The sequence below is a fragment of the Paraburkholderia sacchari genome (assembly GCF_000785435.2).
GTDB lineage: Bacteria > Pseudomonadota > Gammaproteobacteria > Burkholderiales > Burkholderiaceae > Paraburkholderia > Paraburkholderia sacchari.
In genome coordinates, this window is record NZ_JTDB02000002.1 from 626,566 (window position 1) to 645,531 (window position 18,966).

Annotated in this window: 17 protein-coding genes; 16 read left to right on the forward strand and 1 reads right to left on the reverse strand. The window is 66.2% G+C overall.

Annotation, left to right across the window (positions count from 1 at the left end):
• The first annotated feature begins 53 nt into the window (after positions 1-53).
• Together NH14_RS09610 and NH14_RS09615 are read left to right on the forward strand one after the other, a co-directional pair.
• Positions 54-1,649: an MDR family MFS transporter gene (locus NH14_RS09610; RefSeq protein WP_035534128.1), complete on the forward strand. Its 1,596-nt coding sequence runs from the start codon at positions 54-56 to the stop codon at positions 1,647-1,649.
• Positions 1,650-1,734: 85 nt separating this feature from the next.
• On the forward strand, positions 1,735-2,196 hold the full coding sequence (locus NH14_RS09615; protein ID WP_035534127.1) for a MarR family winged helix-turn-helix transcriptional regulator: 462 nt from the start codon (positions 1,735-1,737) through the stop codon (positions 2,194-2,196).
• A gap of 109 nt (positions 2,197-2,305) precedes the next feature.
• Here NH14_RS09615 and NH14_RS09620 read toward each other — a convergent pair whose 3' ends face one another.
• Positions 2,306-3,592, reverse strand: a complete 1,287-nt coding sequence (locus NH14_RS09620) for an amino acid deaminase (protein ID WP_035534126.1) — start codon at positions 3,590-3,592, stop codon at positions 2,306-2,308.
• 132 nt (positions 3,593-3,724) lie between these two features.
• Here NH14_RS09620 and NH14_RS09625 point away from each other — a divergent pair, with 132 nt between their 5' ends.
• The 14 genes from NH14_RS09625 to pyrF all read left to right on the forward strand — a co-directional run bounded on the left by NH14_RS09625 (position 3,725) and on the right by pyrF (position 18,713).
• Complete coding sequence (locus tag NH14_RS09625; RefSeq protein ID WP_035534125.1) at positions 3,725-4,696, forward strand: MurR/RpiR family transcriptional regulator; 972 nt, start codon at positions 3,725-3,727, stop codon at positions 4,694-4,696.
• 54 nt (positions 4,697-4,750) lie between these two features.
• A complete protein-coding gene (locus NH14_RS09630; protein WP_035534124.1) occupies positions 4,751-6,220 on the forward strand; it encodes an N-acyl-D-amino-acid deacylase family protein in 1,470 nt (489 codons plus the stop codon).
• A gap of 53 nt (positions 6,221-6,273) precedes the next feature.
• A complete protein-coding gene (locus NH14_RS09635; RefSeq protein ID WP_028216230.1) occupies positions 6,274-6,663 on the forward strand; it encodes a RidA family protein in 390 nt (129 codons plus the stop codon).
• A 513-nt stretch (positions 6,664-7,176) separates the two neighbouring features.
• Positions 7,177-8,145: an IclR family transcriptional regulator gene (locus tag NH14_RS09640; RefSeq protein WP_035534123.1), complete on the forward strand. Its 969-nt coding sequence runs from the start codon at positions 7,177-7,179 to the stop codon at positions 8,143-8,145.
• On the forward strand, positions 8,142-9,224 hold the full coding sequence (locus tag NH14_RS09645) for a 2-dehydro-3-deoxygalactonokinase (protein WP_035534122.1): 1,083 nt from the start codon (positions 8,142-8,144) through the stop codon (positions 9,222-9,224). Before NH14_RS09640 ends, NH14_RS09645 begins: the two co-directional genes overlap by 4 nt.
• A 34-nt stretch (positions 9,225-9,258) precedes the next feature.
• On the forward strand, positions 9,259-9,981 hold the full coding sequence (locus tag NH14_RS09650) for a 2-dehydro-3-deoxy-6-phosphogalactonate aldolase (protein WP_052148560.1): 723 nt from the start codon (positions 9,259-9,261) through the stop codon (positions 9,979-9,981).
• A complete protein-coding gene (locus tag NH14_RS09655; protein ID WP_035534121.1) occupies positions 9,978-10,757 on the forward strand; it encodes an SDR family oxidoreductase in 780 nt (259 codons plus the stop codon). The genes NH14_RS09650 and NH14_RS09655 overlap by 4 nt, the downstream gene beginning before the upstream one ends.
• A gap of 110 nt (positions 10,758-10,867) precedes the next feature.
• Positions 10,868-11,869: an arabinose ABC transporter substrate-binding protein gene (locus NH14_RS09660; RefSeq protein WP_035534120.1), complete on the forward strand. Its 1,002-nt coding sequence runs from the start codon at positions 10,868-10,870 to the stop codon at positions 11,867-11,869.
• A gap of 167 nt (positions 11,870-12,036) precedes the next feature.
• Positions 12,037-13,548 carry an L-arabinose ABC transporter ATP-binding protein AraG gene (gene araG, locus NH14_RS09665; protein WP_035534119.1) on the forward strand — a complete coding sequence of 504 codons (1,512 nt, stop codon included), beginning with the start codon at positions 12,037-12,039 and terminating at the stop codon, positions 13,546-13,548.
• Between the two features lie 23 nt (positions 13,549-13,571).
• Positions 13,572-14,609 carry an L-arabinose ABC transporter permease AraH gene (gene araH, locus NH14_RS09670; protein WP_035534118.1) on the forward strand — a complete coding sequence of 346 codons (1,038 nt, stop codon included), beginning with the start codon at positions 13,572-13,574 and terminating at the stop codon, positions 14,607-14,609.
• 34 nt (positions 14,610-14,643) lie between these two features.
• Positions 14,644-15,432: an SDR family NAD(P)-dependent oxidoreductase gene (locus NH14_RS09675; RefSeq protein ID WP_035534117.1), complete on the forward strand. Its 789-nt coding sequence runs from the start codon at positions 14,644-14,646 to the stop codon at positions 15,430-15,432.
• On the forward strand, positions 15,429-16,364 hold the full coding sequence (locus tag NH14_RS09680) for an SMP-30/gluconolactonase/LRE family protein (protein ID WP_035534116.1): 936 nt from the start codon (positions 15,429-15,431) through the stop codon (positions 16,362-16,364). The genes NH14_RS09675 and NH14_RS09680 overlap by 4 nt, the downstream gene beginning before the upstream one ends.
• A 240-nt stretch (positions 16,365-16,604) precedes the next feature.
• Complete coding sequence (locus tag NH14_RS09685) at positions 16,605-17,750, forward strand: aldose 1-epimerase (protein WP_052148561.1); 1,146 nt, start codon at positions 16,605-16,607, stop codon at positions 17,748-17,750.
• A gap of 147 nt (positions 17,751-17,897) precedes the next feature.
• The gene (gene pyrF / locus NH14_RS09690) at positions 17,898-18,713 is read left to right on the forward strand and encodes an orotidine-5'-phosphate decarboxylase (RefSeq protein WP_035534115.1); all 816 of its coding nucleotides are present in this window, start codon (positions 17,898-17,900) and stop codon (positions 18,711-18,713) included.
• Positions 18,714-18,966 lie beyond the last annotated feature (253 nt).

Consider the following 18,966-nt stretch of genomic DNA (forward strand, 5'->3'; position numbering starts at 1 on the left):
CATCATGCTATGATTTCAATTCTTTGACGTATCAATCATTGCGGGATCAAAAAATGGCCGTCCGTACTGCCGCCCATCATTCGAGCGGGCAGGTGCTGCCGTTCCGGGAGTCGCTGCTGGCGATGCTCGGCGTCTCCTTTGTGAGCATGCTGGTCGCCCTGGACCAGACCGTCGTTGGCACGGCGCTGCCCACCATCGTCGCCGAGCTGCGCGGCTTCGAGCTTTACGCGTGGGTCGCCACGTCCTATCTGCTCGCCTCTGTCATCACCGTCCCTATTTTTGGCCGCCTTGGCGACTATTACGGGCGCAAGCCGTTCGTGATCGCGTCGATCGTCGTCTTCACCGGCGCCTCGGTTCTGTGCGGCGCGGCCAACAGCATGATGTTCCTCGTGCTCGCGCGCGGCCTGCAAGGTATCGGCGGCGGCATGCTGGTGGGCACGGCGTTCGCGTGCATCCCCGATCTCTTTCCCGATTCGGTCGTGCGCCTGAAATGGCAGGTGCTGATGAGCTCGGCGTTCGGCATCGCCAACGCGGTGGGGCCTTCGCTCGGTGGCTTTCTCACGCAGTATTACGGCTGGCGTTCGGTGTTCTATGTGAATCTGCCGGTCGGGCTGCTTTCGCTGTTTTTCGTCTGGCGTTATCTGCCGCACCTGCGCCATGTCGCGCACAAGGAGCGCATGCGGCTCGACTGGCCCGGCGCGCTGCTTATCGCGGTCACGCTCGGCAGCCTGCAACTGTTCGTCGAGCGGCTGCCCGCGCACGGCGTGACGTTTTCCGCGCTGGGCCTGCTCGTGCTGGCCGCGGCCTCGGGCTGGGCGCTGTGGCAGTGGGAGCGGCGCTGCCCGCAGGCGATCCTGCCCGTCGACATGTTCCGCAACGCGAGCCTCAACGCGCTCTTCAAGTTGGCGGTGCTGGGCGGCTTCACGATGTTCTCGCTGCTGTTCTACGCGCCGCTGTTGTTCCAGGGCGGCTTCGGCATGACGCCGAACGAGGCAGGCATGGTCATCACGCCGCTCGTGGTGTTCATCACGATCGGCAGCATCGCGAACGGACGCATCGTCTCGCGCATCCGCAATCCGAACCGGATGCTCTACGTCGGCTTTGGGATGCTCGCGTTCACCTGCTTTGCGGTCGCGCTTGCGTCGCACAACACGCCGCGCGCGCTGTTAATGGCGCTGATGATCGTGGGTGGCATCGGGCTCGGCTTCGTGATGCCGAATCTAACTGTGTTCGCGCAGCAGACCGCGGGCCGCGAGCATCTGGGCATTGCCACGGCGCTGCTGCAGTCGCTGCGTATGATCGGCGGGATGTTCGGCACCGCGCTGACCGGCACGATGGTCACGCAGCTTTACGCGAGCGGCGTGCACAAGGCGCTGGACGCCGACCAGGCGACGCACTGGTTCGCCCGGCTCGCCGACCCGCAGATTCTTATCAACCACGACGCGCAGTACGTGCTGATTGGCGAACTCGCGAAGGCCGGGCACAATGGCGCGCCGCTGCTGGAAGCCGCGCGCGAGTCGCTGGTGGGTGCGATTCATCTGGGGATTGCGGTGGCGGCGGTGATCGCGCTGGTGTCGATCTGGCAGACGCGGCGCGTGCCGCCCATCAGGCTTCAGCGCAAGGTCGAACCCGTGATCCACGCCGATTGAGGGCGACGCGTCGGGACGCAGAACAAGGCAGTGAGGCATGCAAGGCTCGCGGCCAGAGACAGGAAGACAGGCAGGAACACACAGCATGGAAACACAGGACCGCGTCGCTATCGTCCAGCAGTTCGGACGGACCTACCGCACGTTCATGTCGGCGTTCGAGGCGCAGGTGGGGCATCCGCTGCCGCGCTGGCGCATTTTGATGGCGCTGCATGAGCAGAATGGCGAGTCGTCGCAGAAGCGGCTCGTCGAGCGCCTGCGCGTTGACCCGGGCGCGCTCACGCGCCAATTGAAGCCGCTGGAGGCGCTGGGCTGGATCGCGCGCAGCGCCGACGCGCGCGACAATCGCATCACCAATGTGCAGCTCACGCAGGCGGGGCGCGATGTTGTCGAGGCGAGTCTGCCGCGGCGCAACGCATTCCTGAACCAGACAATGTCGTTGCCCGACGACGCGCTCACGGCGCTGTCGGGCGCGCTGCGGATGATGGAAGAACGGATTAGCGTGGCGGTGGCGCAAGCCGATGCGGCCGAAGCGAAGGAAGGCGCTTAAGGAAGAAGGCGCTTAAGGAAGAAGGCGCTTAAGGAAGGCGCTAAAGTCACCAGCCATCAGCCGGCCAGGCTGCAAGAGCCTGGCCGCAGTGAATCGAACCGCAGAGCGATCAGAAGAACGTTTCGATCACTTCCGTCACGCGATATTGCCCGTCGACCATCAGCACCTGGCGCCACCGGTCGAACGTGAGGCAGGGATGCGAAATGTCGAAGCCGATCATATCGCCGACCTTGATGTCCGTGCCGCCCGGAATCTGCAGATAGGCGTGCTGATCCATCATCTGGAAGATCTCCCAGCCTTCGTTCGCCGCGATCTCGCGCGGCATGCCGCCGCCGTCGCGTGAAGGACGATAGTGGCGCGTCGGCTCCGGGAAGCCCGCGTCGAACGCGGCGTCGCGCTTGCCGAAGCCGATGATCGCGCGGCCCGGCTCCGGAATCGACTGGACATAGGCCCATAGCTGCAGCGCCGGCAGGAGCGCCACGCCCATCTCGCGCGCGACCGGATTGCGCGTGAGGATTTGCGACTGCGCCTGCTTGTAGACGCCCACGTCGTGCGTGAGATAGCAGCCGGGGCGCAGCACGACGTCGATCGTGCCGGCCTGCGAGGCTTTCGCGAATTCCTCGGCCACCACGTCGTACCATGCCGATCCCGCGCCCGAAAGCAGTGCCGGCGAACGCGCGAAGCGGCCGGCGGCCGCGAGTTCCTCGGTCACGTTGAGCGCGTCGCGCAGGAAGGTACGCACCTCGCTCTCTTCCTTGAGGACGCCCTCGTAGATCTCTACGCCCGCTAGCTTGAGCGAGTCCGGATAGCGCGCGATCGCCTCGATCACGGCGCGGCGCGCGTCGGCGTCACGCACGCCGGTGCGTCCGCGCGGCACGCCCAGTTCGAGCAGCACTTGCAGCGTGCGGCGCGAGGCGCGGAAGAATTCGCCCAGTTGCTCGACGCCATCCACCGTGTCCACGAGGCAGAAAAATTCGAAGTCGGGATCGCTCAGCAATTCGGCGATGATCGCCATGTTGTGGCGGCCCACGAGCTGGTTCGCCATCAGCACGCGCGAGATGCCGCCGCGATACGCGGCGCGCGTCTGGTGCGCCGTGGCGAGCGTGATGCCCCACGCGCCCGTTTCCATCTGGCGGCGAAACAGTTGCGGCGCCATCGTGGTCTTGCCGTGCGGCGCGAGCTTCACGCCGTAGCGTGTGACGAAGTCCTGCATCCACTTGAGGTTGTGCTCGACGCGGTCCGCATACAGGACCGCCGCCGGCAAGCTCACGTCTTCGGCGAGCAGATTCCATTCGAGGCGCGCCGCGTCGCCCAGCGGCACGCTTGCGCCCGGCAGGTTGCCAAGGCCCTTGCTGTTCGGGTCGATCGTTGCGCTCTGATAGTTTGTAACTTTCATTTCCGTTCGCTCCATCTACTCTCCGTTGCGCCTTCCTGCAAGGAGGCCGTGCATGCATTGCAGGTTCGGCGTTGACTTGGAGATAGTACACAAAGTACCATCTGCTCGGGAAATGTTATTTATTAACAAAACATGAATTCAGCCGCCGAACCGGGACGTTTCGACATCGTTGCCCGAATCGCGCAGTGCGTGCCGGATTTGCGTCCGGCCGAGCGCGATGTCGCGGCCCTGATTCTCGACGACCTCGCCGCCGCCGCGCGGGCGAGCATCGGCGAGCTGGCGCGGCGCGCGGGCGTGAGCGTGGCCTCCGTCACACGCTTCGCGAAGGCGGTGGGCTGTCACGACGTGCGCGAACTCAAGCTGCGGCTCGCGCAGGCCGCCGCCGTGGGCGAGCGCTTCTTGCGCGCGGCTCCGGACGAGGGCGGCAGCCGGGGCGCGGGCAAGGGCGGGTCCGGCAAAGCACGCCGCGGGTCGGCGTCGCCGGCGGCGCAGCCCGAAGAGGGGCTCGCCACGCGCGTCTACGACGAAATTCACGCCGCGCTTGCGCGCAATCACGAACTGCTGCGCCACGCGCCGTTCGCGGAGGCCGCCGCCGCGCTGGCCCAGGCGCGCATGATCTACGTGTTCGGCATGGGCGGCGGCTCCAGCGCGCTCGCCGACGAAATGCGCTTTCGCCTCGTGCGCCTCGGCCGTCCGGTCGCGTCGTACCAGGACAGTTTGCTGCAACGGATGGTCGCAAGCACGCTATCTTCCGATTGTGTGGTGGTCGCGCTTTCCGTAACAGGACGCGTGCCCGAGCTGCTCGATGCGTGCCGCATCGCGCGCGACTACGGAGCGAAGCTGGTCGCATTCACCGCGCCGGCGTCGCCGCTTGCCGCGCTAGCCGACTGGCTCGTGCCGCTCGTCGCGAGCGAGACCGATTTCATTTACAAGCCCTCGTCGTCGCGGTACGCGATGATGATGGCGATCGACGTGCTCGTGACGGAACTCGCGCTTGCGCAGCCCGAAGCGAGCCGCGAATTGCTGCGCCGCATGAAGCTCACGCTCGACACGCATCGCGGCATTGCCGGACGCGGCGGCGAGCGTCAACCGCTGGGCGATTGAACCCAATATGCGCGAGGCGCAAACGCCCACGCGCGATCGACAGGAGACTGTGACATGCATTCGCATCCGGAAGCCGCCGATACCCTCATTTTCGGCGCCATGCTGTACGACGGCACGGGCGCACCGGGCGTCGAGCGCGATGTCGCGCTGCGCGACGGGCGCATCGCCGCCATCGGCAATCTGTCGAACTGGTTGGCGGAGGAAGTGATCGAGGCCGAGGGACGCGCGCTCGCGCCGGGCTTCATCGACGTCCATACGCACGACGACACCCACGTGATCCGCTCGCCGCAGATGCTGCCGAAGATCAGCCAGGGCGTGACCACGGTGGTCGTCGGCAACTGCGGGATCAGCGCTTCGCCGGTGTCGCTCAAGGGCGATCCGCCCGATCCGATGAATCTGCTCGGCGAGCGCGAGGCGTTCCAGTATCCGACCTTCGCGGCGTACGTCGACGCCGTGAATGCCGCGAAGCCCGCGGTAAACGTGGGGGCGCTGATCGGCCATACTGCGCTGCGCAGCAACCACATGGACGATCTCAAGCGCGCCGCCACCGGCGACGAAATCGCGGCGATGCGCGCGCAGCTCGAAGAGGCGCTCATGCACGGTGCGCTCGGACTTTCAACGGGCCTCGCGTATGGCAATGCCTTCGCGGCGTCGACCGAAGAAGTCGCCTCGCTTGCGGAGCCGCTCGCCATCGCCGGCGCGCTCTACACGACGCACATGCGCACCGAATTCGACGCCATCCTCGAAGCCATGGAGGAGGCGTACCACATCGGCAAGCATGCGCGCGTGCCGGTCGTCATTTCGCACCTCAAATGCGCGGGTCCGTCGAACTGGGGGCGCAGCGCGGAAGTGCTCGCGTCGCTCGAAGGCGCGCGCAAGTATCAGCCGGTGGGCTGCGATTGCTATCCGTACAGCCGCAGCTCATCGACGCTCGACCTCAAGCAGGTGACGGGCGACATCGACATCACGATCACGTGGTCGACGCCGCACCCCGAGCAGGCGGGCAAGCTCATCAAGGACATCGCGGCCGAATGGGGCGTCTCGCAGCAGGAGGCCGGCAAGCGTTTGCAGCCGGCAGGCGCGGTCTATCACAACATGTCCGAGGACGACGTGCGCCGCATCCTGTCGCATCCCGCGACGATGGTGGGCTCGGACGGCCTGCCGAACGACCCGCTGCCGCATCCGCGTTTGTGGGGCGCGTTCCCGCGCGTGCTGGGCCATTACGCGCGCGACGTTGCGCTGCTGCCGCTCGAAGAGGCGGTGCGCAAGATGACGGGTTTGTCGGCGCGGCGCTTTGGCCTCACGCAGCGCGGCGAGGTGCACGTGGGCTGGCATGCCGACCTCGTGCTGTTCGACCCCGCGAAGGTGCGCGACGCCGCGACCTTCGAGCAGCCGCAGCAGGTGGCCGAAGGCATCGACGCGGTGTGGGTGAACGGTGTGCTGTCGTACCGCGACGGCCAGGCAACCGGCGAACGCGCGGGCCACTTCGTTGCGCGAGGCACGCGCGACGCTCAGGTTTTCTAAGTTATTTTTTCGCGCACAAAGTTGCGACCCAAGCGAACTCAAAGGAGCAAACGATGAAACGAATTGGAGCAGAAGGCGGCAAGGGCCAGGGCGGACAACATCTGCCGTTCGCGCGCGCGGTGGAAGCCGACGGCTGGCTGTACGTCTCGGGCCAGACGCCGATGGAAGGCGGCGAGGTAATCAACGGCGGCATCGTCGAGCAGTCGCACAAGGCCATCCAGAATCTCTTCGCAATCCTGAAAGAGGCGGGCTATGGCGCGGAGCACGTGGTGCGCTGCGGCGTGTGGCTCGACGACGCGCGCGACTTCCAGTCGTTCAACAAGGTGTTCCGCGAGTACTTCGGCGAGCATCCGCCGGCGCGCGCCTGCGTGCAGTCGAGCATGGTGGTGGACTGCAAGGTCGAAGTCGATTGCGTCGCTTATAAGGCGCCGGCAGGGAAGTAATGCGGCGGGGCGTGAGAACGCCTCTGAAAGCCGCTGACCACGCTGCGCGACAATCGTGCAAAAAGCGTGCAAAAAACGTGCAAAAAACGTGCAAAAACGGCCCCAGGCTATCTGGCGGCCGTTTTTTTATTCGTATTGTTACTGTATTTCAACGCCCGTCAGCCATCCGTCGAAGGGATCAAATTCCCAATATTTGAGCGACCCAATCACATATTGGAGATCGCGGAAAAACCGACCTACAATCCGATCCATCCGACATGACGCGCCACACGCCCCAGACAGCGGGTGGCAAATGGCAAGTCGGCATAGCCCAGACAAAAGCCCACGGCCGCGCGAATCACGTGTCTCAGCGGGCAAGAATCGGAGACGTCAGCCATGTTCCAGTCCGCGAAGCATGCGGCCTCGTGCCGTCCACCGTCGCGCGCAAAAGCGCGCTCCAGCTTTTCGCACCATGGTCCGCAGGCCGTCGTTTGACGCCGCGCGTTTATCCCCGTTTTTCTGATCGGCCTCGCCATGAATAAAGCGATGTCCCCGAATTTCGCCGAACGCTTCACGAATGCTGAGGCCGAGCCGGCCGCCGAATCCAACGCGGACGCTCCAGCCGCCGCTGGCCGTGCTCAACTGCAAGCCAAATCCCGCGCCGGCGCCGACGAGATCGTCGGCCTGCCGGGCGCGCTGCTCGACGGCTCGGCGCAAGCCGGCACGCAGACGCTCCTGCGCGGCCTCGCCATTCTCGAAGCCGCCGCTGCCGGCGTGCGCGATCTGCGCTCGTTCGGCGCTGTGCTCGGCACGACGCGCAGCACCACGCACCGGCTCGTATCAAGCCTTGTGCAGGCGCGCTATTTGCGCCAGGTGCAGGGCGGCTATCTGCTCGGGCCCAAGCTCATCGAACTCGGCACGATCGCGCTCGAGCAAATGCCGCTCACGGCTGTCGCGCGCACGCATCTCGAAGCGCTTGCCGAGGCGACGCTCGACACGATTCACCTCGGCGTGCGCGATGGCGACGACGTGCTCTACATCGACAAGATCCCCGGCCAGCGCGGCCTCGAAATGCGCTCTCGCGTGGGGCACCGCATGCCGCTCGCGTCCACCGGCATCGGCAAGGCGATGATGCTCGATCTCTCGCCGCAGTCGTGGCGCGACTTGTTCGAGGCGTCGCGGCGCGCGCTCGCGGGCGTGAGCTTTCGCCCCGATCACAACCTCGATCCCGACACATTCCTTAAGCGCATGGCCACGTACTCGGCCGGCGGCTACACGTTCGATCTTGAGGAAAACGAAATTTCGATCCGCTGCGTAGCCGCGCCGGTGCGCGATGCGTCCGGGGCGATCGTGGCGGCGCTGTCGGTGGCGAGCACGATCCCCTACATGCCGCTCGAACGCATGGACGAATTGATCGCGGTCGTGCAGCGCGAGGCGCGCGCGATCTCGCAGGAACTCGGCTGGCGCGTGCCGCAACCCGCCACGCGCAGGATCCGACGATGAGCGCACATACGACGGCGGCACGCAGAGCGCACGGCAAGCCGGATGCCGCCAGGGCGAAGCCGGCCGCGCTCATCGCGCTCGATTGGGGCACGACTTCGCTGCGCGCGTATTTGTTCGATGCGGCGGGCGAGGTGCTCGACACGCGCATGTCGACAGCAGGAATCATGAATCTGCCGGTGCCGGCTGAAGAGGGCGGCTTCGACGCCGCATTCGACGAGGCTTGTGGCGTGTGGCTCGCACAGTCGAGCGCGCTTCCGGTGCTCGCGGCGGGCATGGTCGGCAGCGCCCAGGGCTGGGTGTCGGCGCCGTATGTGGAAACGCCCGCAAGCGAGGACGCGCTGGTGGCCGGCATCGTCAGGGTGCGCACGGCCAGCGGTGTGGAGGTGGCCGTCGTGCCGGGCGTGCTGGAGCCCGGCGCGTTGCCCAATGTCATGCGCGGCGAGGAAACGCAGATCTTCGGCGCGTTGGGTGAGCGCGGTGCGCAGTTCGATGCCCGTGCCGACGCGGCCATGCAAGCGCCGATGCAGCCGGCACTGATCGGCCTGCCCGGCACGCACGCGAAATGGGTGGTGGTGGAAGGTGCGCGCATTGAGCGCTTCTACACCTTCATGACGGGCGAGGTCTACGCGGCGCTCACGGCGCACACGATCCTCGGCCGCACCATGAAGCGGCCGGCCGCGCCCGATACGGCGGCGTTCCTGCGCGGCGTGACGGTGGCGCGCGAACACGGTTGCGCGGGCGTGCTGGCGACCGCGTTCAGCACGCGCACGCTCGGCCTCACCGATCAGCTTGCCGCCGACGAACAGCCCGACTATCTCTCGGGCCTCCTGATCGGTCATGAACTGGCGGGGCTCGACGCGGTGCTCGCGCGCCGCGACGTGGAACTCGCGGCATGTGCGCCGCGCTTGATTGGCGCCGATGCGCTGTGCGAGCGCTACCGGCTCGCGCTTGCGCAGTTCGGCTGCTCTGGCGCGCAAATCGTGCATCGGGCGACCGAGCGCGGACTGTGGCGCGTCGCGGTGCGCGCGGGCCTCGTGGCCCCGACGGATCAGACGAGCCAGACAAATCAAACGGCGTGAGCCGCGCAGAACGCAACTCACAGGACTACGCACGATGGAACCTGAATTGAACTTGCCGGCCCCGTACACGCCTCACGCGGGCTTCACGGCCGCGTTTGGCGCCTGCCGGATGGTCGCGATCATGCGCGGCATCCGGCCCGCCGAGGCCGCCGACCATGGCCGCGCGCTCTACGAGGCGGGCTTCAGGCTCATCGAGGTGCCGCTCAACTCACCGTCGCCACTAGAGAGCATCGCGGCGCTGCGCGCGGCGCTGCCCGCCGACGCCATGATTGGCGCGGGCACCGTGCTCACGCCCGGGCGCGTGCGCGATGTCAAGGCCGCCGGCGGCGAGCTGATCGTGATGCCGCATGCGGATACCGAGGTGATTCTCGCGGCCAAACTGCAGGGCCTCGCTTGCGTGCCGGGCGTGGCGACGCCCACCGAAGCGTTCGCGGCGCTCAAATGCGGCGCCGATGCGCTCAAGATGTTTCCCGCTGAGCAACTGGGCGCGGAAGTGACGAAGGCGTGGCGCGCGGTCATTCCCGGCGTCGTGCCGCTGCTGCCCGTGGGCGGCGTGAAGCCGGACAACATGGGGCCGCAACTGGCGGCGGGCGCGAGCGGCTTCGGCCTGGGCTCCGCGCTCTACAAGCCGGGCCAGGACGTTGCGGCGACGCGCGCGAACGCGCTCGCGTTCGTCGCGGGCTGGCGCGCCACCCAAAACGCGCAAGCAAGCGCGCAAGCTCGCGAACAAGCCGGCGCACAGGGAGCGAAGGCGTGAACCGCCTGAACGGCAAGGTCGCGATCGTGACCGGCGCGGGACGCGGCATTGGCGCCGCGATCGCGCGCGCGTTCGCGGCCGAGGGCGCGGCGCTCGTGCTTGCCGAGCTCGATGGTGCGAGCGCCGAGGCCACCGCGCGCGAGATCGCGCAGGCGCAGCCAGGCGCGCGCACGCTCGCGGTGCCCACGGACGTCACGCAAGCAACCTCGGTGCAGGCAGCAGTGGCCGCCGCAGAGCGCGCGTTCGGCCCGGTCGACGTGCTCGTGAACAACGCCGGCATCAACGTGTTCGCGGACCCGCTCACGATGACCGACGACGACTGGCGCCGCTGCTTCGCCGTCGATCTGGACGGTGTCTGGAACGGTTGCCGCGCCGTGCTGCCCGGCATGGTCGAGCGCCGCGCGGGCAGCATCGTGAACATCGCCTCGACGCACGCGTTCCAGATCATTCCGGGCTGCTTCCCGTACCCGGTTGCGAAGCACGGCGTGATCGGCCTTACGCGCGCGCTCGGCATCGAATACGCGCCGAAGAACGTGCGCGTGAATGCGATCGCGCCGGGCTACATCGAAACGCAGCTCACGCACGACTGGTGGAACGCGCAGCCCGACCCCGAGGCGGCGCGCCGCGCGACGCTCGAATTGCCGCCGATGAAGCGCATCGGCCGGCCGGAAGAAGTCGCGATGACGGCCGTATTCCTCGCATCGGACGAAGCGCCGTTCATCAACGCGAGTTGCATCACGATCGATGGCGGGCGCACGGCGCTGCATCACGAGTAGAGAAGACAAGAACACGCAGGACCTTCGCTACAGCGCTGGCCGCGCGCGGGCGGATGAAGAAAAAGCGGCCGCTACCTTCCCGTGACTGAAGAAGACAGGAGACAGACACCATGCAACGCAGGATTTTCCTCACGCTGTTGGCCGCCGCAACGACCGCGATGCTCGCGCAGGCCCCTGTAGCGCAGGCCGCCGACCCGGTCAAGATCGGCTTTCTCGTGAAGCAGCCCGAAGAGCCGTGGTTCCAGGACGAGTGGAAGTTCGCCGAGATGGCTGCCAAGAAGGATGGCTTCACGCTCGTGAAGATCGGCGCGCCCTCGGGCGAGAAGGTCATGAGCGCGATCGACAATCTGGCCGCGCAAAAGGCTCAGGGCTTCATCATCTGCACGCCCGACGTGAAGCTCGGGCCGGGCATCGTCGCCAAGGCCAAGGCCGACAAGCTCAAGATGATGACCGTCGACGACCGTCTTGTCGACGGCGCGGGCAAACCGATCGAAGCCGTGCCGCACATGGGCATCTCCGCCTACAACATCGGCAAGCAGGTGGGCGACGGCATTGCCGCCGAGATCAAGAAGCGCGGCTGGGACATGAAGGATGTGGGCGCCATCGACGTGACCTACGAGCAGTTGCCGACCGCGCACGACCGCACGACTGGCGCCACCGACGCGCTGGTGGCCGCGGGATTCCCGAAGGCCAACATCATTGCCGCGCCGCAGGCCAAGACCGATACGGAAAACGCCTTCAACGCCGCCAACATCGCGCTCACCAAGAACCCGCAGTTCAAGCATTGGGTGGCGTACGGCCTGAACGACGAAGCCGTGCTGGGCGCCGTGCGCGCCGCGGAAGGGCGCGGCTTCAAGGCCGACAACATGATCGGCATCGGCATCGGCGGTTCGGACTCGGCGCTCAACGAGTTCAAGAAGCCCGAGCCGACCGGCTTCTTCGGCACGGTCATCATCAGCCCGAAGCGCCACGGCGAGGAGACGTCGGAGCTCATGTACGCGTGGATCACGCAAGGCAAGACGCCGCCGATGCTCACGCTCACGACCGGCATGCTGGCAACGCGCGACAACGTGGGTCAGGTGCGCGAGCAGATGGGACTGGCTTCGAAGTAACGGCAAAAAAGCACTGCTTGAAGGAAGTGGTTTGAAGGGCTTCCCGCTGCAAGGCGGCCGGCGTGCGAGCGAAGTACGCGAAGTGAGCGAAGCGCGCGCCGGCCGCGTGGGGAATTCCCAGTGAATCCGCAGTGAATCCGCAGTGAATCGAAAGAGAGGAAACCGAAGTGTCAGCGACACTGCGTTTTGACAATATCGGCAAGGTGTTTCCCGGCGTGCGCGCGCTCGACGGCGTGTCATTCGACGTGCATGCGGGCGAAGTGCACGGCTTGATGGGCGAGAACGGCGCGGGCAAGTCCACGCTGCTGAAGATACTCGGCGGTGAGTATCAGCCCGATTCGGGCCGCATCCTGATGGACGGCAACGAGGTGCGTTTTGCCGATGCTGCCGCGTCGATTGGCGCGGGCATCGCCGTGATTCACCAGGAACTGCAATACGTGCCCGACCTCACGGTCGCGGAGAATCTGTTGCTGGGCGCACTGCCCAACGCGCTCGGCTGGGTGAAGCGCGGCGAGGCGCGCCGGTTCGTGCGCGAACGGCTGGCCGTGATGGGCGTGGATCTCGATCCCGCCGCGAAGCTGCGCAAGCTCTCCATCGCGCAGCGCCAGATGGTGGAAATCTGCAAGGCGCTGCTGCGCAATGCGCGCGTGATCGCGCTCGACGAGCCCACGAGTTCGCTCTCGCACCGCGAGACCGAAGTGCTTTTCAAGCTCGTGCGAGAACTGCGTGCCGACAACCGCGCGCTCATCTACATCTCGCACCGCATGGACGAGATTTACGAGCTCTGCAACGCCTGCACGATCTTTCGCGACGGCCGCAAGATCGCTTCGCACGAGAAGCTCGAAGAGGTCAAGCGCACGACGCTCGTGGCCGAAATGGTGGGCCGCGAGATCAGCGACATCTACAACTACTCGCCGCGCGAGCACGGCAAGGTGCGCTTCGCGGTGCGCGGCATCGAAGGGCATCCGCTCAACGAGGCGGCCAGCTTCGAAGTCAAGGCGGGCGAGATCGTCGGCTTTTTCGGGCTCGTGGGCGCGGGCCGCAGCGAGCTCATGCAACTGATTTACGGCACGCACAAGCGGCGCGCGGGCGAGATCGAGCTCGACGGCAAGCCGATTCGCGTGAAGTGCGCGAGCGATGCGATTCGCCATGGCATCGTGCTGTGCCCGGAAGACCGCAAGGAGCAGGGCATCGTTGCGATGGCAACGGTCTCGGAGAACATCAACATCAGCTGCCGCCGCCATTTCCTGAGGGCGGGCATGTTTCTCGATCGCAAGAAGGAAGCCGAAACGGCCGACCGCTTCATCAAGCTCTTGAAGATCAAGACGCCGAGCCGCCGCCAGAAGATCCGCTTTCTCTCGGGCGGCAATCAGCAGAAGGCGATCTTGTCGCGCTGGCTCGCCGAGCCCGACCTCAAAGTGGTGATTCTCGACGAACCCACGCGCGGCATCGACGTCGGCGCGAAGCACGAAATCTATAACGTGATCTACCAGCTTGCCGCGCGCGGCTGCGCGATCGTGATGGTGTCATCGGAATTGCCGGAGGTGCTTGGCGTGTCGGACCGCATCGTGGTGATGCGCGAGGGCCGTATTTCCGGCGAGTTGCCGCGCAGCGCGGCGAGCGAACACGCGGTGCTGGACCTCGCGCTGCCGCAGGGCGCGCAGGCCAAAGCCGCATGAGTGGACGGGGAGGAGTGACTGAAATGCAAGCGAGAGAAAACCTGACGGCCGAGGCCGCCGATGCAGCGAAGAGCGTCGCGCACAGCGCCGCCGACGCGCTGATTCCGAAGACCAGCGACAAGCAGAAGTGGTGGCAGCAGATCACCGAGTACAGCCTCATCGTGATCTTCGCGATCATGTTCATCACGATGTCGCTGACCGTCGATCACTTTTTCTCGATCGAGAACATGCTTGGCCTCGCGCTGTCGATCTCGCAGATCGGCATGGTGGCCTGCACGATGATGTTCTGTCTCGCCTCGCGCGACTTCGATCTTTCGGTGGGTTCGACCGTCGCGTTCGCGGGCGTGCTGTGCGCAATGGTGCTCAACGCCACCAACAACACGTTCGTCGCGATCATTGCCGCCGTGGCCGCGGGCGCCGCGATCGGCTTCGTGAACGGCGCGGTGATCGCGTACCTGCGCATCAATGCGCTGATCACCACGCTCGCCACCATGGAGATCGTGCGCGGGCTCGGCTTCATCGTTTCGCACGGCCAGGCCGTGGGCGTGTCGTCCGACACCTTCATCGCAATGGGCACGGCATCGTTCTTCGGCGTGCAACTGCCGATCTGGGTCACGCTCGTGTGCTTCATCGTGTTCGGCGTGATGCTCAACCAGACCATATACGGGCGCAATACGCTCGCCATCGGCGGCAATCCAGAAGCTTCGCGGCTCGCGGGCATCAAGGTCGAGCGCACGCGCGTGTGGATCTTCCTGATCCAGGGCGCGGTGACGGCGCTCGCGGGCGTGATTCTCGCCTCGCGCATCACCTCGGGCCAGCCGAACGCGGCAGAAGGTTTCGAGCTGAACGTGATATCGGCGTGCGTGCTGGGCGGCGTGTCGCTTCTCGGCGGCCGCGCGACGATCTCGGGTGTGGTGATCGGCGTGCTCATCATGGGCACGGTCGAGAACGTGATGAACCTGCTCAACATCGACGCGTTCTATCAGTACCTCGTGCGCGGCGCGATCCTGCTCGCGGCGGTGCTGCTAGACCAGTTGAAGAATCGCGGTGCGCGCGATTGAAGCCTGCGATTGAGCAATTAATCAGGAATCCAATATGACGACGTGTTCCAGCTACGCGCATGAGGGCTATGCGCGCTACCCGAGCCTCGCGGGCCGCGTGGTGTTGATAACGGGCGGAGCGACCGGAATCGGCGCGTCGTTCGTCGAGCACTTCGCAGCGCAAGGCGCGCGCGTGGCGTTCTTCGATATCGATGTGAGCGGGGGCCAGGCGCTGGCCGACACGCTCGGCGATTCGCGCCACAAGCCGCTCTTTCTCGCCTGCGACCTCACCGACATCGCCGCGCTGCGCGCGGCCATCGCCGATGTGAAGGCGGCGCTCGGGCCTGTCGAGGTGCTCGTGAACAATGCCGCGAACGACCGCCGCCATACGCTTGCCGAAGTCACGCCGGAGTCGTTCGACGCGGGCATCGCTGTGAACTTGCGGCATCAACTCTTCGCGGTGCAGGCCGTGGCGGAGGATATGAAGGCCGCGCGCGCGGGCTCGATCATCAATCTCGGCTCGATCAGCTGGATGCTCAAGCAAGCCGATCTGCCGGTGTACACGATGAGCAAATCGGCGGTGCAGGGGCTCACGCGCGGGCTTGCGAAAGACCTCGGGCGATACGGCATCCGCGTGAACTCGCTCCTGCCGGGCTGGGTGATGACCGAGAAGCAGCGGCGCCTGTGGCTCACCGACGAAGGGCGCGAGAACATCAAGCGCGGGCAGTGCATCGACGCAGAACTGCTGCCCGAGGACCTCGCGCGCATGGCGCTTTTTCTCGCGGCCGATGACAGCCGCATGATCACCGCGCAGGAGATGGTGGTGGACGGAGGCTGGGCTTGAGCGCGAACCAAAGCGATAACGCAAACGCAGCGGATGCGGCGGCGGCCGCGCTGCTGGTGGATGCGAAATGCGAGCTGGGCGAGGGCGCGACGTGGTGCACGCGCAGTGGCCGGCTTTACTGGACCGATATCGAAGGCAAGCGTTTGTGGCGCTACGACGCGCGCGAGGGCAAGCCCGTGACGTGGGAGATGCCGGAGCGCCTCGCGTGCTTCGCGCTTTGCGCGGATGCGCGCACGCTGCTGCTGGGCCTCGAATCGCGGCTGGCGTTCTTCGACCTGGAAACGGGGGCGATAGACACCATCGTCGAGGTCGAGCCTGGCGTGCCCACGCGCCTCAATGACGGGCGCTGCGACCGCCAGGGGCGCTTCGTGTTCGGCACGAAGTACGAGGCAACGCCGATGCAGGCGATCGGCGGCTTCTATCGTTTGAATCGCGACCTCACGCTCGAACGCCTGCCGTTGCCCGCGCCGGCGATTTCGAACAGCATCGCATTCAGCCCCGACGGATCGACGATGTATTACTGCGATTCGCTCACGCGCAAGATCTGCGCATGCGATTACAACGCGGGCGGTGCGGATGGAACGATTGCAAACGAGCGCGTCTTTACCACGCTCACCGACGAGACCGGCGTGCCGGACGGCTCGACCGTCGATGCTGAAGGCGGGTTGTGGAACGCGCAATGGGGCGGCGAGCGCGTGGTGCGCTACGGTGCGGATGGCGTGGAAACCGGGCGCGTAAAGATTCCCACAGCGCAGCCTAGCTGCGTTACTCTCGGCGGAGCGTTGCTGGACACGCTTTATGTCACGAGCGCGCGGGCGGAAATGGAGCCGGCCACGCTGGCGCGCGAGCCCCATGCGGGCGGTGTTTTCGCAGTCCGAATCAGCCGTGTGGGCCTTGTTGAGCCGCTGTTTCAAGGCGCTCGGCGCGCTTGATCGGATGTATCGAGCGTTGCGCTGGAATCGTGCCGGAGCCGTTTTGCAAGGTGCCAGCGCGCGCAAAGGCGTTGTAGTCCAGCAACAGAGAGCATCAGAAAAAGAAACAGCAGGGCGAACACAAGAAGCGGCCGCAGGGCCCGTGCACGAGAACCCATGACGCGCGAGCACGGCGCCGGCAGGCCACCGGCGAGCCGCCTGTCGCGGCGGCGATCGATCATGCCTCTCGAGGAGCATCTCATGAGTGTTGCGAATTCCGCTGTGCGTCGGCCTGACGCCTCGTCCGCCTCAGCAGCTTCCGCTGTATCGCCTGCCGCTGCACGGCGTGCGCGGCTCGAAGCCGCCACCCATCCGGTCCTCGCGGGACCGAGCACCTCGGCGGTGGCGATTGGCGCGGCAGGCACGGGCGACGTGGCCTGCGTGACGCTGGCGAACGCGTATCTGAGACTCGACGTCGCGCCGCAACTGGGCGGCGGCATCACGCGCTTCGACTGGCGCAGCGAAGGCGCGCTCGAACCCGTATTCCGGCGCTGCGAGCGCGTAAGCGCGCGCATGGACCCGAACGAACTCGCGTGCTACCCGCTGCTGCCGTATTCGAATCGTATCGGCGCGGGGCGTTTCCAGTTTGGCGGACGCAAGATCGAAGTGCCGCGCAATCGCGCGAGCGAGCCGTTGCCGATCCACGGCGATGGGTGGCTCGCGCACTGGACGCCCGAGGAGGTCAATCGCGAGCGCGTGCGGCTCGTGCTCGACCGCAGCGATGGCGAGCCTTACGCCTATCGCGCCGTGCTCACCTATGCGCTCGACGGCGCGACGCTCGCGATGACGCTCGAAGTGGAGAACACGGGCCGCGAGGCGTTGCCGTTCGGCCTGGGCGTGCATCCGTTCCTTGCGCGCGACGCGAGCACCGAGCTTTCCGCGCCCGCGAGCGGCCTGTGGCTGTCGGGCGCGGATTGGCTGCCGGTGCGCCACGTGCCCGCCCCGCCCGCGTGGCAGTTCGGCGTGGCCTATCCGCTGCCCGAACAGCTTGTGAATCACGCGTTCAGCGGCTGGAGCGGGCGTGCCGCCGTGGTGTGGGAGCGTCGCCGCCTGTCGCTCTCGATCTGCGCAAACACCGACTATTACGTGCTCTACACGCCGCCCGGCGAGCGCTTCTTCTGCTTCGAGCCCGTCGATCACCCGATCAACGCGGTCAATCTCGAAGGCGGCGGCGGGGCGCACGGCATGACCGTGCTGGACCACGGCGAGCGGCTCGTGCGCACATTCAGCTTCACGGTCGAGCGCATGGATATGCGCGCGACGGCGAATCCGCATCGCGAGGGCGCGCGCGGGCGGGCCGGGGCGCGAGGCGCGAAGGGTGCGCGTGCGAGGCGCGCGGCTGGCTGACAGCGGGTGCGCGTTGCTTGCCCGCTTGCAGACCGCCCCCCGCCCGGGGCGATTCGGCGGACCTGCCGCGAGTGCGGGGGCATGGGCGGCCAAGCCGGGTAAAATACGCGCCGTTTTCCCTACACCGGCTCACCGCGAGTCCTCACCATGACTTCCTTTACTCAGACCCTGGGTGCCGCTTGGCAGCGCACCGGCTCGCTGCTGTGCGTCGGCCTCGACCCCGAGCCCACGAAATTCCCGGCCGCGCTGGCGGGCCGCAGCGACGCGATCTTCGAATTCTGCCGTGACATCGTCGACGCCACGGCGCCCTATGCGTGCTCGTTCAAGCCGCAGATCGCCTACTTCGCCGCGCACCGCGCCGAGGACCAGCTCGAAGCGCTGATCGCCCATATCCACGAGAAGCATCCGGGTCTGCCCGTGATCCTGGACGCCAAGCGCGGCGATATCGGCAGTACCGCCGAGCAGTACGCGCGAGAAGCGTTCGAGCGTTTCAAGGCCGATGCCGTGACGGTCAATCCCTATATGGGCTTCGACTCGATCGAGCCGTGGCTGGCGCATGAGGGCAAGGGCGTGATCGTGCTGTGCCGCACCTCGAACCCCGGCGGCTCCGATCTGCAATTCCTCACCGTCGATGGCAAGCCGCTCTACCAGATCGTGGCCTCGCTTGCGGCGCAAAAGTGGAACGCGAGCGGCGAACTCGGCCTCGTGGTGGGCGCGACGTTCCCGAAGGAAATCGAGACGGTGCGCGCGCTCGTTGGCGACATGCCGCTGCTGATTCCCGGCATCGGCGCGCAAGGCGGCGACGTCGAAGCCACGGTGAAGGCGGGGCGCACCGCTAACGGCACGGGCATGCTCATCAACTCGTCGCGCGCGATCATCTACGCGAGCAAGGGCGAGGATTACGCGCAGGCGGCTGCAAAGGCCGCTGAACAGACGCGCGACAAGATCAACGCATATCGCTGAGGCGGGCGCGGACCGGCGCGTGGAGCGTCGGTCTGTCTCAGCGCCTCACGCCGAAGTCTGTCTTTGTGCTTCTGAACATCAAGAAACGCCCATGTCTCTTTAAGCTTTTTAAGAGCATTCTTATTAAAAGCCCTTGGATCCCTCAGTATTATCTGAGTCAACGCAGGGCGAGATGTAGGAGGGTGTCGGGATTTCCTCCGTCAGGTCAGGCAAACATCTCGTTTCCGGTTGACGAATGGCGATCGTCGCCAGT

Coding starts and splice junctions, on each gene's coding strand:
- NH14_RS09610 (WP_035534128.1), top strand. CDS start 54: ATGGCCGTCCGTACTGCCGCCCATCATTCGAGCGGGCAGGTGCTGCCG.
- NH14_RS09615 (WP_035534127.1), top strand. CDS start 1,735: ATGGAAACACAGGACCGCGTCGCTATCGTCCAGCAGTTCGGACGGACC.
- NH14_RS09620 (WP_035534126.1), bottom strand. CDS start 3,592: ATGAAAGTTACAAACTATCAGAGCGCAACGATCGACCCGAACAGCAAG.
- NH14_RS09625 (WP_035534125.1), top strand. CDS start 3,725: ATGAATTCAGCCGCCGAACCGGGACGTTTCGACATCGTTGCCCGAATC.
- NH14_RS09630 (WP_035534124.1), top strand. CDS start 4,751: ATGCATTCGCATCCGGAAGCCGCCGATACCCTCATTTTCGGCGCCATG.
- NH14_RS09635 (WP_028216230.1), top strand. CDS start 6,274: ATGAAACGAATTGGAGCAGAAGGCGGCAAGGGCCAGGGCGGACAACAT.
- NH14_RS09640 (WP_035534123.1), top strand. CDS start 7,177: ATGAATAAAGCGATGTCCCCGAATTTCGCCGAACGCTTCACGAATGCT.
- NH14_RS09645 (WP_035534122.1), top strand. CDS start 8,142: ATGAGCGCACATACGACGGCGGCACGCAGAGCGCACGGCAAGCCGGAT.
- NH14_RS09650 (WP_052148560.1), top strand. CDS start 9,259: ATGGAACCTGAATTGAACTTGCCGGCCCCGTACACGCCTCACGCGGGC.
- NH14_RS09660 (WP_035534120.1), top strand. CDS start 10,868: ATGCAACGCAGGATTTTCCTCACGCTGTTGGCCGCCGCAACGACCGCG.
- araH (WP_035534118.1), top strand. CDS start 13,572: ATGCAAGCGAGAGAAAACCTGACGGCCGAGGCCGCCGATGCAGCGAAG.
- NH14_RS09675 (WP_035534117.1), top strand. CDS start 14,644: ATGACGACGTGTTCCAGCTACGCGCATGAGGGCTATGCGCGCTACCCG.
- NH14_RS09685 (WP_052148561.1), top strand. CDS start 16,605: ATGAGTGTTGCGAATTCCGCTGTGCGTCGGCCTGACGCCTCGTCCGCC.
- pyrF (WP_035534115.1), top strand. CDS start 17,898: ATGACTTCCTTTACTCAGACCCTGGGTGCCGCTTGGCAGCGCACCGGC.